Below are 13,306 nucleotides of genomic sequence, written 5' to 3' on the forward strand. Positions count from 1 at the left end.
GGCAGGGCGGGCGTGGCGCGGTGCTACGGATCGGTCGTCCCGCGTTGACGCCAGCCGCGGTGGCTTTGCTCTTCGCCCGGAACCTATTCCCCGATCCGGGCTACCTTGATCATCGATGTCTCACCGATCGGCGGACGGTCGATCGGCTGAGCCGAACGGTAGTTCGTATACCGTACGCGGTCGCCAGCGTCGCTCGTCCGGGGCGCGTCCGGCCCGGCGGGGCGGGCCGGACGCACTCGATCAACGGGTAGCTCGGGCGGCGGCGGTGAGCGCGGCGGTGATCCGGGGCAGCGCGCTGCCGATCGGCTCCCTGACCACCTCGTCGGCCAGGCCGTCGTACGGGGTCGGGTCCCGGTTGACGATCACCAGCCGGGCACCGGCACCCACGGCGAGCCGGCAGAGCGAGGCGGCCGGCTCGACCAGCAGCGACGAGCCGACCGCGAGCATCAACTGACTCGCCGCCGCGATCCGCTTCGCGTTGTCCAGGGTGTCCGGGTCGAGGTACTGCCCGAACAGCACGACGGCGAGTTGCAGGATCCCCCCGCACTCCCGGCACCCCGGATCCGGCTCGCCCGCCGCCACCCGGTCCAGGGTGGCCCGCGCCTCGGACCGCGCCCCGCAGCCGGTGCAGACCACCGAGCGCATGCTGCCGTGCAGCTCCAGTACCTTCCGGGCGGCGATCCCGGTCATCTGGTGCAGGCCGTCGACGTTCTGGGTCAGGATCCGCACCGCGATCCCGGCCCGGTCCAACTCCGCCAGCGCGTGGTGCGCGGCGTTCGGCTCGGCCCGCCACGCTGCGTGCCCGAGATAGGTACGCCAGAACCGGGCCCGCACCTGCGGGTCCGCCATGAAGCGGTCCCGGGTGAACGCGTCGGTGAGCTTCGGATCCCGGGTCCAGACCCCGTCCGGTCCCCGGTAGTCGGGGACCCCGGAGTCGGTGGAGATGCCCGCCCCGGTGAGCACCGCCACCGGTCGACACCGCCGCGGTCGAGGAGCTGCTCTGCCGGCTCGGTCAGCTCGCCGAGGACCTGCCGGAGGTGGCCGAACTCGATCTCAACCCGGTGCTGGTCGGCCCGGACGGGGTGGCGGTGGTCGACGCCAAGCTGCGGCTCGCGCCGGTCGGCGCGGAGCCGCACCGCACGCTGCGGCAGCTGCGGGCCGCGCGGTGAGCCGGTGGTGGCGCGGCGGGCGCGAGCTGATCATCGCGCCTGCCGTGCGGCCCGGTGCCGGGGATAACATCGCCGGATGACCGAGTCGAGGCCGCCCGACGACTCAGGCTTTCCGACCCCGTCGCTGGGCATCACGCCGCTGTCCCGGGTACGCCTGGACGAGTTGCTCCAGGAGATGCTGGACCGGGTCGGCGAGGTGGTGACCAGCCGGGAGCGGCTGCGGGCGCTGCTGACCGCCGTCGTCGGGATCAGCACCGACCTCGACCTGCGCAGCACCCTGGACCGGATCGTCGCCGCCGCGTGCCGGCTGGCCGACGCCCGGTACGCCGCGCTCGGCGTCATCGGCCCCGACCGGCTGCTCACCGAGTTCATCACGCACGGCATCGACCCGGAGACGCATGCCCGGATCGGTGACCTGCCGCACGGCCGGGGCGTCCTCGGGCTGCTCATCGCCGACCCCCGTCCGGTGCGGATGCCGGACATCACCCAGCACCCGCAGTCGTACGGCTTCCCGCCGAACCACCCGCCGATGCACAGCTTCCTCGGCGTGCCGATCCGGATCCGGGACCAGGTCTTCGGCAACCTCTATCTGGCCGAGAAGCAGGGGGCGGCGGAGTTCACCGACGACGACGAGGAGATCGTCGTCGCGCTCGCCGCCGCCGCCGGGGTGATCATCGAGAACGCCCGCCTCTTCGCCATGGCGCACCGCCGGGAACGCTGGCTGGCCGCCGCCGCCGAGATCACCGGGGTGCTGCTCGGCGAGGTGCGCCGCACCGACGCGCTGCGGCTGATCGCCCGCCGCGCCCGGGAGGTGGCCGAGGCGGACGTCGCCCTGGTGCTGCTCTACGACGAGGGCGCCGGAGAGTTCACCGTCGAGGTCGCCGACGGTGGCCAGGCCGCCGCCGAGCTGGTCGGGGCGGTACTCGCCGCCGACGACACGGCCTTCGTGGAGCCGGTGACGCACCGGCGGCAGGCGGTGGCGGAGAGCCTGGCGAAGGCGGCACCCTGGCCGGTACCGGTCAGCGCCGGCCCGGGGCTGATCTCCCCGCTGATCGTCGGCGACGCGCTGCACGGCGTACTGGTCGTCGGCTACCCGGTCGGGGAGCAGGCCGGTACCGACGTCGAGGGCACCCTGCTGGCGACGTTCGCCGGGCAGGCGGCGTTGGCCCTGGAACGGGCCCGGGCGCAGGAGGAGCGGGAACTGCTGGTGGTCCTGGAGGACCGGGAGCGGATCGCCCGGGACCTGCACGACGTGGTGATCCAGCGGCTCTTCGCGATGGGGCTCCAGTTGCAGACGGTGGCGCCGCTGGCCGCCCGGCCGGACGTACGGCAGCGGCTCAACGCCACCGTCGACGACCTCGACTCCACCATCCGGGACATCCGGCGGGCGATCTTCGAGCTGCGTACCCCGATGAGCGCGGCGCTGCGTACCGAGATCCGGGACCTGGTCGCCGGCTCCGCCGAGGCGCTCGGATTCCGTCCCGGGCTGGAGATGACCGGGCCGGTGGACAGCGCCGTGCCGGACCGGATCCGCCCCGACCTGCTCGCGGTGCTCGGCGAGGCGCTCTCGAACGCCGTCCGGCACGCCCGGGCGAGCCGGGTGACGGTCACCGTCGACGTGCGCGACGGTGAGCTCTGCGTCGGGGTCGCCGACGACGGGGTGGGCACCGACCCGGCCCGGGCCCGTGGCGGCCTGGTCAACCTGCGGGAACGCGCGGAGCGCTACGGCGGCAGCTTCGAGGTCGGCCGGACAGAGCCGACCGGTACCACGGTGGTGTGGCGGGTGCCGCTGCGCGACTGAGCGCTCGGCCGAGCCGGTCCGGTGTCGGGGTCAGTGCCGGTGCGGGGGTCAGTGCCGGCGTCGGGGTCAGTGCCGCTCGCCGAGCAGTCGGGTGGCGAGCACCGCCGCCTGGGTGCGCCGTTCCAGGCCGAGCTTGGCCAGCAGGCTGGAGACGTAGTTCTTCACCGTCTTCTCGGCCAGGAACATCTTGCCGGCGATCTCCCGGTTGGTCAGCCCCTCCGCCACGTACTCCAGGATCCGGCGCTCCTGCTCGGTCAGCGACTGGAACTCCCGAGGCTGCTCGACGCCGGTGCGGATCCGGTCCAGCACCCGGGCGGTCACCGCCGGGTCCAGCAGCGACTGGCCGGCGGCCACCCGGCGGACCGCGTCGACCAGGTCGGTGCCGCGGATCTGCTTGAGGACGTACCCGGCGGCGCCGGCCATGATCGCCGCGAAGAGCGCCTCGTCGTCCTCGTACGAGGTCAGGATCAGCCCCTTGATCGCGGAGTCGACCGCCCGGACGTCCCGGCACACGTCGATGCCGTTGCCGTCCGGCAGCCGGGCGTCCAGGATCGCCACGTCCGGGCGGAGCGCCGGGATCCGGCGCGCCGCCTCCTGCGCCGAGCCGGACTCGCCGACCACCTCGATATCGCCGTCGCTCTGCAGCAGCCCGGCCAGGCCGCGCCGGACCACCTCGTGGTCGTCGAGCAGGAAGACCCTAATCACCCGTCCTTCCTATCCGGCCGACGCCCCGACCGGCAGGGCCGAAGGTCCCGAACGCCGGTCGCCGGGATCGGGGACTGGGTCCCGCCGGCACGGGACCTGCGGCCCTGCCGGCGCGCCCCGGCGGCGGCGCACGGTGGTGGGGCAGGCAGCGAACGAGGAGGAAGTGCGATGAGCCCCAACCGGAGCGACGCGACGACGCCCGCCGACGGAACCGCCGTACCCGCCGACGAGGTCCGCGCCGCGTTCGGTGCGGCCGCCGGGTACGCGCTGCTGGCGCCCTCGGTCTTCAACACCCAGCCGTGGCGCTGGCGGGTCGGCCCCGGCGCCGTACTGACGCTGCGGGCGGACCGCTCCCGGCAGGTGCACAGCGTCGACGAGGCCCGACGGCTGCTGCTGGTCAGCTGCGGCGCGGCCCTGCACCACGCGCGGTTGGCGCTCGCCGTGGCCGGATACCGCACCGAGGTGGTGCGGTTCCCGGAGGCGGCCGACCCGGACGTGCTGGCCAGGATCACGGTGACCGGACGACAGGAGCCGGATCCGGAGCAGTCGCGACTGCACGCGGCCGGGGAGCGGCGACGTACCGACCGGCGGGCCTTCGACGACCGCCGGGTCGCCGAGCCGACCCTGCGCCGGCTCCGCCAGGTCGTCGAGGCCGAGGGGGCGTACCTGCACCTGGTCCGCGAGGACCAGATGCCGATGCTGGCCGTCGCGACCGCCAACGCCGCCGCCGTCGAGCTGGAGGACCCGGCGTACCGGGCCGAGTTGCGGCGCTGGACGAACCGCCCGGCCGGGAGCCGGGACGGGGTACCGGCCGCCTCGGCGGTCCGCCCGGGACCGCGCCGGGTGCCGATCCGCGAACACGCGTTCGGCGGCACACCCGGGCTGGAGACGGGCGACGGCATGGACCGGGGCGCCGCCTACGCGATCCTGTTCGGCAACGGCGACGCCCCGGCCGACCTGCTCGCCGGCGGCGAGGCGCTCTCCGCCCTGCTGCTGACCGCCGTGGCGGAGGGGCTGGCCACCGCACCGCTGAGCGATCCGATCGAACTGGAGTGGCCCCGCTGGCTGATGCGCAACCTGCTCGCCGCGATCGGTGAGCCGTACGTGGTGGTCCGGCTCGGCTTCGTCGCCGACCCGAGTCCGCTGCCGCCGGTGCTCCGGCGGGACCCGACCGACGTGATCGAGTACGCCGACTGAGCCGAGCGGTCCCGGCACGGCGCCGAGTCCGGCCGCGCACCGTCGACGGCCGGGTCCGGTGCCGGACGGGTCCCACGCACGGCCGATCCGCCGCCCGTCGACCCGGGCGGGACGGGGCGAGGAGAAGCAGGATGAGTCCGACGGGCTACACGCGGGAGGACCTGGAGCTGGCCGTTGTCGCCGCCGCCCGGGCGCCGGTGCCGGAGCAGAGCCAACCGTGGCTGCGGCTGCACGGCGGCGCCATCGACGTGCTGGTCAGCCCGCCCCGGGCGAGTCCGGCCGGGGCGCACGCCGGGTGGTGGGCCGCCCGGATCGGCGGTGGTGCCGGGCTGTTCAACGTACGGCTGGCGCTGAGGCAGCTCGGGCGGCCCGCGCTGGTCCGGCTGCGTCCGTACCGCGACGAGCCGGACCTGCTGGCGCGGCTGCATCCCGGTCCGGCGCAGCCGCCCGGTCCCACCGAGCGGGAGTTGTTCGCGGCGTTGCCGCTGTGCCGGGTCGATGCCGGACCGGTCGTCCCGACGCCGGTACCGCCCGAGGTCCGGCGTCGGCTGATCGACGCCGCCCGGACCGAACACGGCTGGCTGGAGCTGATCGTCGGTCATGCCGCGGTGGCCGCCTTCAGCGAGATCGAGGCGAGCGCCGGGCGGGTGCTGGACCGGGCCCGGACGGACCCGGTCCGCTGGCGCACCGCCGCGCCGCCGTTCGACGGGTCGTTCCACCTGCCGTGTGACGTGCCGGCCGGTCGGGGCGACCGGGCCGGGACGGCCGACGAGCCGGCTCAGCGGTCGGATCAGGGAGCCGGTCAGGAGCCGGACCAGGAGCCGGTGGTCGCCGTGCTGGGGAGCCCGGCGGACGGCCCCGGTGCGCAGTTGCGGGCCGGGCAGGCGTTGCAGCGCGTCCTGCTGACCGCCGCGGCGGCCGGGCTGACGACCTGCCTGCACAGCCAGGTGATGGCGGTGCCGGCGGCACGCGAGCAGCTCCGGCTGGCGCTCGGGCGGTTCGGCAGACCGCAGATGGTGCTGCGGATCGGGCACCGACCGGCGCACCGGGGAACGCCGCCGGCGGTGGCGGACCCGAACCGGACGTCCCGGGAAGACGGGTCCAAGGTCCCGGCGGCGAGCGGCCCGTCGGCCCTGCCCCGCCCGGTGGTGCACGGCGTCGAATAGAGGTAGCCGCGAGGGACAGCGCGGACGACACGAGAGGACGTGACGACGATGACGGCGACCAGCAACCAGCCCGTCGCCCGCCAGACCGCTGCGGCGGCCGACCCGGTGGGTGCGGAGACCGGCGCCCAGCGGGCCACCCGGTACGTTTTCGCCGGCATCCGGCTCGCGCTGGGCTGGACCTTCCTGTGGGCGTTCCTGGACAAGATGTTCGGCTTCGGCTTCGCGACCGAGAGCAAGGCCGCCTGGGTCAACGGTGGCAGCCCCACCAGGGGCTTCCTGGCGTTCGGCGCGGAGGGACCGTTCAAGGGGTTCTACCAGGGCATCGCCGGGGCGGCCTGGGCGGATGTGCTGTTCATGGTCGGCCTGCTCGCCATCGGCGTCGCCCTGCTGGCCGGGATCGGCCTCCGGGTCGCCGCGGTGGCCGGCGGCCTGCTGTACGTGCTGATGTGGACGGTCGTACTGCCTCCTGCGAACAACCCCTTCCTGGACGAGCACCTGGTCAACGCGGCGCTGCTGGCCGGTCTGGCCCTGGTCGGCGCCGGTGACACCTGGGGACTGGGCCGGGTCTGGGCGAGGCTGCCGATCGTGCGGCGGCAGCCCTGGCTCAGGTGACGCCGGTTTCCGCTGCGGCGGGCATCACCCCCGGGTGGTGCCCGCCGCGCCGTCGTCCGGGTGCGGCACTACGGTCTGATCTGTAGGGATACGCGCCGGTCCGCCCGGACCGCTCACCTTCTGGGGGAAGCTCATGACCGTGCAGATCGACCTGACCGGCCGGACCGCGCTGGTGACCGGATCGACCCAGGGCATCGGGGCGGCCATCGCGACCGGGCTGGCCAGGGCCGGTGCGCGGGTGGCCGTCAACGGTCGTACGCCGGAGAGCGTCGCGCGGGCCGCGACCGCGCTGCGGGCCGAGGTGCCGGACGCCGAGCTGGTCGAGGTCCCGGCCGACGTGGCCACCGACGACGGTACGGCGCGGACCCTCGAACTCCTGCCCAGCGTCGACATCCTGGTCAACAGCCTGGGCATCTTCGCCGCCCGGCCGGCGCTGGAGATCGACGACCAGGAGTGGCGGCGCTACTTCGAGGTCAACGTGCTGGCGGCGGTCCGGCTGACCCGCAGCTACCTGCCCGGGATGATGGAACGCGGCTGGGGACGGGTGCAGTTCATCGCGAGCGACTCGGCGGTGGTCATCCCGACCGAGATGATCCATTACGGGGTCTCCAAGACGGCGCTGCTCGGCGTCTCCCGGGGCTTCGCCAAGGCCGCCGCCGGGACCGGGGTGACGGTCAACTCGGTGATCGCCGGACCGACCCACACCGGCGGGGTGGAGGACTTCGTCTACCAGCTTGTCGACCGGAGCGTGCCGTGGGAGCGGGCGCAGCGCGAGTTCATGCGACTGCACCGGCCGCAGTCCCTGCTGCAACGGCTGATCGAGCCCGTCGAGATCGCCAACATGGTCACCTACCTGGCCTCGCCGCTCGCCTCGGCGACCACCGGCGCGGCCGTCCGGGTCGACGGCGGGTACGTCGACGCCATCCTCCCCTAGCCGGTGCACGGGGCCCCGGTAGCGCGCCCGTCGGCGCCGTCTCCGGCTCGTCCAGCCCGACAAGTCTTCTGTTCTTGACAAATTGAGTTGTCGGTGTGAGAGTTGCTGGCAGGCGCGGGAGAACGCGCCGACGACGACGGTCCGCCGCACAGCGGGGCCCGATGGAGAGGACACCGACGATGCGGAAACTGGTGGTGAGCACCTTCCTGACCCTCGACGGGGTCATGCAGGCCCCGGGCGGCCCCGGCGAGGACGACGACAACGGCTTCGCCCACGGCGGCTGGATGGTCAACTACTGGGACGACCAGGTGGCCGAGGCCATGACCGACCTGATGGACAAGCCGTTCGACCTCGTACTCGGGCGCAGGACCTACGACATCTTCGCCTCGTACTGGCCGCACGCCTCCGAGGAGGAGGGCGCCGGGCCACTCAACCGGGCCACCAAGTACGTCGCCTCCCGGGGCCGCCCCACGCTCGACTGGGACAGGTCCGTGCTGATCGAGGGTGACGCCGCCGAGGGCGTCGCGGCGCTCAAGCGGCAGGACGGACCCGAGTTGCAGGTGCACGGCAGTGCCAACCTCATCCAGACGCTGCTGCGGCACCGCCTGGTCGACGAGTTCCGGCTGCTGGTCTTCCCGGTCGTCCTCGGCTCGGGCAAGCGGCTCTTCGCCGACGGCACCGTCCCGGTCGGGTTGAAACTGGTGCGGAGCACGGTCTCGCCGAACGGGGTGATGATCGGCAGGTACGAGCCGGCCGGCGAGATCGTCGTCGGCTCGTTCGGGGCGGAGTGACCGGCCACACCACCGGCCACACCGCTCGCCGGGGACGCGAAGGGAAGGTGCCATGGCCGAACTGCTCGTGGTCGCACACTGGACGATCGCTGCGGGGGCGGAGGAGGAGGTCCGCGCGCTGTTGCCCGAGTTTATCGAGGCGAGTCGCGGCGAACCGGGCTGCCTCTCCTTCGTGGGCTACCAGCAGTTGGACGACGACCGGACCGTGGTGCTGCTCGAACGGTACGCCTCCCGCGAGGCGTTCGAGGCGCACCGCGACACGCCCCACTTCCAGCGGCTCGCCCTCGAACAGATCGTGCCGCGCCTTGCGCGCCGCGTCGTGCAGACGTACGACGTACCCGGGTAGCGCCGAAGGGTCGGGCCCGCCGCCCGGCCGCTGGTAGACAGGGGTTCGACCGGCCGGCGGACCGGAGGAGGCAGGGTGCGGATCGAGGTTGCCCAGCGGCGGGCCAGGATCGGCCGGCGACACCGGCTCGCGGCCGAGGCCCGCGCCGACGACCCGGTCGAGGTCGCCCGGGACATGGTGGCGCTGCACGCCTCCGACCCGCCCACCGTCTATCTGGCCCTCTTCGCCCGGCTGGCCGGCGCCGCCGCCGACGTGCGGACCGTCGACCGGGCGCTGTACGAGGACCGGACCCTGATCCGGATGCTCGCGATGCGCCGGACCATGTTCGTGACCCCCGTCGAGTCCGTACCGGTGCTGCACGAGGCGGCGGCCCGGACCGTCGCCGGCCGGGAACGGCGCAAGCTCCTCGGCTTCCTCGCCGAGGCGGGCGTGGCCGACGACGTCGAACGCTGGCTCGCCGAGGTCGAGGCGGTGGCGCTCGCGGCGATCGAGGCGCGCGGCGAGCTGACCTCGGCGGAACTCGCCGAGCAGGACGAGCGGCTGCGCCAGCCCCTGGTGCTGGCCCGGGGCAAGTCCTACGAAGGCCGGCAGCGGGTGGTCGCCCGGCTGCTCCTGCTGCTCGCCGCGGAGGGGCGGATCGTCCGGGGACGGCCACGCAGCACCTGGCGGTACAGCCCGTACCGGTGGTCGCTGGCGCAGCGCTGGTATCCGGTGGCTCCCGAGCCGTGGACGGCACAGGACGCCGAGGTCGAGTTGGCCCGCCGCTGGCTCGCCGCGTACGGGCCGGCGCCGGTCGAGGACCTGCGCTGGTGGACCGGGTGGACGGTCACCCAGACGCGTCGGGCGCTCGCCGGGGTCCGGCCGGTGGAGGTGGAGTTGGACGGCGGCACCGGGCTGCTGCTCCCCGACGACCTCGAACCGGTACCTCCGGTCGAGCCCTGGGCGGCGCTGCTGCCCGGCCTGGACCCGACCCCGATGGGCTGGTCCCGCCGGGAGTGGTTCCTCGGTGGGCACGGCCCCCGGCTCTTCGACCGGAACGGCAACATCGGCCCGACCGTGTGGTGGGACGGCCGGATCGTCGGCGGCTGGGCGCAGCGCAGGGACGGCGAGATCGTCCACCGGCTGCTTGAGGACGTCGGCGCCGAGGCGGCCCGCGCGGTGCTGGCGGCGGTGGCGGAGCTGGCCGGACGGCTCGGCGAGGCGCGGATCACGCCGCAGTTCCGTACCCCGCTGGAGCGGGAACTCGCCGGCTGACCGGCCGGACCGCGACTCGGCCGGCCCGACGGCACCGGCCCCGGGCTCAGTGCCGGGCGCTGCCCTGCGGCGGGGCGAGCAGCTCCGGACGGGCGCCGGTCCGGGCGGCCCAGCCGAGTACGTCCGGCACGGTGACGTTGCCACCGCAGCAGAGCAGTCCGAGCACCGCGTCGGCGCCGACCCGCTCGACCACCCGGCGGGCGGCCGGCAGCAGGCAGCCGGCCGCCGGCTCCAGCCACAGTTTGGCCTCCTCGGCGACGGTCAGTACCCCGTCGACCGCCTCGGCGTCGGAGACCACCAGCACCTCCTCGACGTACGCCCGGACGTGTGCCAGGGTCAGCTCGGTGACGGTCGGCGCGCCGAGCGTGGTCGAGATCGAGGTGACGTCGACCCGCACCGGGTGCCCGGCGGCCAGCGCCCGGGACATCGACTCCGCCCCGACGGTCTCCACGCCCCAGATCCGTACCCCCGGCTTCGCCGCCTTGATCGCGGTGGCGACCCCCGAGATCAGCGCGCCCCCGCCGATGCTGACCAGGACGTCGGTCAGGTCCGGCCGGTCGGCGACGAACTCCGCGCCCGCCGTGCCGTGCCCGGCGACGATCGCCGGGTCACCGAGCGGGTCGACGTAGGTCATCCCCGCCTGCCGACGCTGCTCGGCGACGTCGAACGCGGCGCCGACGTCCGGGGTCAGCACCAGCTCGGCACCGCTGGCCCGGACCCGGGCGGCGGACCGGGCCGGCGCCTTCGCCGGCATCACGACGGTGGCCCGGACACCCGTCCGGGCGGCCATCGCGGCCAGCGCGATCCCGTGGTTGCCGCCGCTGACCGTGACCAGCCCGGCGGCGAGTTCCGACGGCGACAGCGACAGCAGCCGGTTGGCGATGCCCCGCGGCTTGAAGCTGCCGGAGTGCTGGAGCGTCTCCAGCTTCAGCGCCACCGGCACGCCGAGCACCTCGGCCAGCCCCGGACTGGGCACCGTCGGGGTACGCAGCACGTGCGGCCGGATGCGGCTCGCCGCCTCCGTGATCCGTTCGGCGGGAATCAGCTCGACCATGCCGACGGACGTTACCGGGTGCCCGGCCCGGCCCGCCCCGCCCGGCGCCGCCCGTCCGCCCGACCGGGCGGTACCCGGTGTGCGGGCGGACTATCCGGGTAGGCGGGCCCGGACAGCGGTACCGGCAGAGCGGAGCGACCGATGAACGTGTCCCATCTTCCGCTGCGCGTCGCGATCGGCGCGTTCGTCCTGAACTCGGGCGTCTCCAAGTGGAACCTGGAGGGGGAGGAGGCGGCCGGCATGCACGGGATGGCGTCCGGGGCGATCCCGCCGATCAAGCAGATCCCACCGGACCAGTTCGCCCGGCTGCTGGCCGGCACCGAGGTGGCGCTCGGCGCCGCGCTGCTCTTCCCGGTGGTCCCGTCCGCGCTGGTCGGGCTCGGCCTGCTCGCCTTCGGCGGCGGCCTGATGCGGCTGTACTGGGCCACGCCCGGCATGCACGAGCCCGGCAACCCCCGGCCGACCCAGCAGGGCGTACCGATCGCCAAGGACAGCTGGCTGGTCGGGGCCGGTCTCACCCTGCTCCTCGACGACCTGCTCGGCCGGGCCGCCGGCAAGCGGCGCGGCGTGGGCCGGCAGATCGCGCGCCGGTGCGGCAAGCGGCGCGGCTGACCGTGCGCCGACCCGGCCGGCGGCTGTTTCGGCCCGCCCACCCCGGGTACGCCCGGAAGAACACGAGCGGCCCCACCGGCGTTCTCGGCCGGTGGCGTCCGGAGAGGTCCCGAACCGGGAGGAGGGCGACGCGATGGCCGGGATTCTGATGCGCAGCCGCGCCTTCAACGACCACGACCGGCTGCCGGACCGGTTCTCCCGGGACGGCGGCAACATCTCGCCACCGCTGGAGTGGTTCGACGTACCGGACGAGGCGACCGAACTGGTGCTGCTGGTCGAGGACCGGGACGCCGGGCGTACGCCGTTCCTGCACTGGCTGGTGACCGGGATCGAGGCGACCTCCGGCGGCGTCGACGAGGGCGAGACCCCACCGGGCGGCCGGGTCTGGGAGAACGGCTTCGGCACGGCGGGCTGGGGCGGCCCGCATCCGCCGACCGACGACGACCCGCACCGGTACTTCTTCCGGCTCTACGCCGTGAACCGACCGCTGGAGCTGCCCGGCGCGCCGCAGGCGTCGGACGTGCACGCCGCGGTGCGGAAACTCGAACTGGCCAGCGGCAACATGGTCGGCACCTTCGCCCGCTGACCCTCGGCGGAAATCCCCGCCGGTCCTCGCCGGAGAGTCGGCGCCGATTCTCGGCGGAAAATCGGCGGCGGAGCAGGGCCGGCCGGGGTTAGATGCACGACATGCCCCTGCCGCCCGGCTGGTCGGTGCGCCGGCCCCGCCTCGTCGACGTGCCGGCGATCCTGGCCGTCGTGCACGCCAGCGACATCGCCGCGCTCGGCCACCCCGACTTCAGCGCCGACGACGTACGCGAGGTGCTGACCGCGCCCGACCTCGACCCGGCCCGGGACAGCTGGCTCGCGATCGACCCGGACGGCGAGGTGCGCGGCTGGTCCTATCTGGAGGACTCGAACCGGGGGCCACGGGAGACCGTCGAGGTCTACGTGCACCCGGAGCGGGGACTGCCGGCCCAGGTGCCGCTGCTGGAGATGCAGCTGGCCCGCTCCGCCGAACGCGCCGCCGAGTTCGGTCTCGCCGCGATGACCGTACGGGCGCTCGCGCTGCCGACCGAGGAACGCTGGATCGGGGTACTCCGGGACGCCGGCTTCGAGTTCGTCAAGCGGTACGCCCGGATGCGCCGGCCGCTGGCCGGGGTGGCCGCCGAGCCGCCACCCCCGCCGCCCGGGGTGCTGGTCCGGCCGGTCCGGTCCACCGACGACGCGGAGCTGCGCACCTTCCACCGGATCCTCGACTCGGCCTTCCGGGACACCCCGGACTACCAGCCGGCGAGCTACGAACAGTGGCGGGCCCAGGTGGCCGCGCTGCCCAGCGTCGCCTGGGACGAGTGGTTCGTCGCCGAGGTGGCCGGCGAGCCGGTCGGCGTCCTCCAGTCCGCCGACCAGACCCTCGACCAGAACGAGGGCTGGGTGAAGCAGTTGGCGGTGCTCCGGGAGCACCGGCGGCGGGGCGTCGGCGCGGCGCTGCTGGCCCGGGCCTTCGCCTGCTATGCCGGCAAGGGCCGGGAGTACGCCGGGCTCGGCGTCGACCTGGCCAACCCGATCGGTCCGGTCCGGCTCTACGAGTCGGTGGGGATGACCCCGCGCTACGAGGCGGTCGTCTTCGAACGGAGCGTCGACGCCGACGGGAAGTAGTCGGGCGGC

General features: G+C 74.4%; 15 protein-coding genes. 12 read left to right on the forward strand and 3 right to left on the reverse strand.

Translation table 11 applies throughout. The annotated features are described in order from the left end of the window. Positions 1-240: 240 nt before the first annotated feature. Positions 241-969: a Sir2 family NAD-dependent protein deacetylase gene (locus tag C6361_RS02850; protein ID WP_107266667.1), complete on the reverse strand. Its 729-nt coding sequence runs from the start codon at positions 967-969 to the stop codon at positions 241-243. Positions 970-995: 26 nt separating this feature from the next. On the opposite strand from C6361_RS02850, the gene C6361_RS02855 reads away from it, so the two are divergent. Next, the gene (locus tag C6361_RS02855) at positions 996-1,169 is read left to right on the forward strand and encodes an acetate--CoA ligase family protein (RefSeq protein ID WP_107266668.1); all 174 of its coding nucleotides are present in this window, start codon (positions 996-998) and stop codon (positions 1,167-1,169) included. 76 nt (positions 1,170-1,245) lie between these two features. Next, the gene (locus C6361_RS02860; RefSeq protein WP_107266669.1) at positions 1,246-2,970 is read left to right on the forward strand and encodes a GAF domain-containing sensor histidine kinase; all 1,725 of its coding nucleotides are present in this window, start codon (positions 1,246-1,248) and stop codon (positions 2,968-2,970) included. Between the two features lie 66 nt (positions 2,971-3,036). Here the strand turns inward: C6361_RS02860 and C6361_RS02865 are convergent, their stop codons facing one another. After that, positions 3,037-3,675 carry a response regulator transcription factor gene (locus tag C6361_RS02865; RefSeq protein ID WP_107259192.1) on the reverse strand — a complete coding sequence of 213 codons (639 nt, stop codon included), beginning with the start codon at positions 3,673-3,675 and terminating at the stop codon, positions 3,037-3,039. 168 nt (positions 3,676-3,843) lie between these two features. On the opposite strand from C6361_RS02865, the gene C6361_RS02870 reads away from it, so the two are divergent. From C6361_RS02870 to C6361_RS02900, 7 genes are all read left to right on the forward strand, one after another. Next, positions 3,844-4,872: a nitroreductase gene (locus C6361_RS02870; protein WP_369931199.1), complete on the forward strand. Its 1,029-nt coding sequence runs from the start codon at positions 3,844-3,846 to the stop codon at positions 4,870-4,872. A gap of 131 nt (positions 4,873-5,003) precedes the next feature. Further along, positions 5,004-6,038 carry a nitroreductase family protein gene (locus tag C6361_RS02875; RefSeq protein ID WP_107266670.1) on the forward strand — a complete coding sequence of 345 codons (1,035 nt, stop codon included), beginning with the start codon at positions 5,004-5,006 and terminating at the stop codon, positions 6,036-6,038. A gap of 39 nt (positions 6,039-6,077) precedes the next feature. After that, the gene (locus C6361_RS02880; RefSeq protein WP_199853217.1) at positions 6,078-6,650 is read left to right on the forward strand and encodes a hypothetical protein; all 573 of its coding nucleotides are present in this window, start codon (positions 6,078-6,080) and stop codon (positions 6,648-6,650) included. Positions 6,651-6,783: 133 nt separating this feature from the next. Further along, entirely contained in the window at positions 6,784-7,584 is an 801-nt protein-coding gene (locus C6361_RS02885) for an SDR family NAD(P)-dependent oxidoreductase (RefSeq protein ID WP_199853218.1), read from the forward strand. A 179-nt stretch (positions 7,585-7,763) separates the two neighbouring features. Further along, positions 7,764-8,375 carry a dihydrofolate reductase family protein gene (locus tag C6361_RS02890; RefSeq protein ID WP_107266672.1) on the forward strand — a complete coding sequence of 204 codons (612 nt, stop codon included), beginning with the start codon at positions 7,764-7,766 and terminating at the stop codon, positions 8,373-8,375. Between the two features lie 52 nt (positions 8,376-8,427). Beyond that, positions 8,428-8,721, forward strand: coding sequence for a putative quinol monooxygenase (locus tag C6361_RS02895; protein ID WP_107259188.1), 294 nt, complete (start codon positions 8,428-8,430; stop codon positions 8,719-8,721). Between the two features lie 75 nt (positions 8,722-8,796). Continuing rightward, complete coding sequence (locus tag C6361_RS02900) at positions 8,797-9,975, forward strand: winged helix DNA-binding domain-containing protein (protein ID WP_199853219.1); 1,179 nt, start codon at positions 8,797-8,799, stop codon at positions 9,973-9,975. Positions 9,976-10,021: 46 nt separating this feature from the next. Here C6361_RS02900 and C6361_RS02905 read toward each other — a convergent pair whose 3' ends face one another. Next, the gene (locus C6361_RS02905) at positions 10,022-11,029 is read right to left on the reverse strand and encodes a threonine/serine dehydratase (RefSeq protein ID WP_107259187.1); all 1,008 of its coding nucleotides are present in this window, start codon (positions 11,027-11,029) and stop codon (positions 10,022-10,024) included. A 141-nt stretch (positions 11,030-11,170) separates the two neighbouring features. Between C6361_RS02905 and C6361_RS02910 the strand changes: the two genes are divergently transcribed. From C6361_RS02910 to C6361_RS02920, 3 genes are all read left to right on the forward strand, one after another. Next, on the forward strand, positions 11,171-11,641 hold the full coding sequence (locus C6361_RS02910; RefSeq protein ID WP_107259186.1) for a DoxX family membrane protein: 471 nt from the start codon (positions 11,171-11,173) through the stop codon (positions 11,639-11,641). Between the two features lie 133 nt (positions 11,642-11,774). Then, complete coding sequence (locus tag C6361_RS02915) at positions 11,775-12,227, forward strand: YbhB/YbcL family Raf kinase inhibitor-like protein (protein ID WP_107270695.1); 453 nt, start codon at positions 11,775-11,777, stop codon at positions 12,225-12,227. A 101-nt stretch (positions 12,228-12,328) separates the two neighbouring features. Then, on the forward strand, positions 12,329-13,297 hold the full coding sequence (locus C6361_RS02920; RefSeq protein WP_107270696.1) for a GNAT family N-acetyltransferase: 969 nt from the start codon (positions 12,329-12,331) through the stop codon (positions 13,295-13,297). Positions 13,298-13,306: the final 9 nt, after the last annotated feature.

Source organism: Plantactinospora sp. BC1, assembly GCF_003030345.1.
Lineage (GTDB): Bacteria > Actinomycetota > Actinomycetes > Mycobacteriales > Micromonosporaceae > Plantactinospora.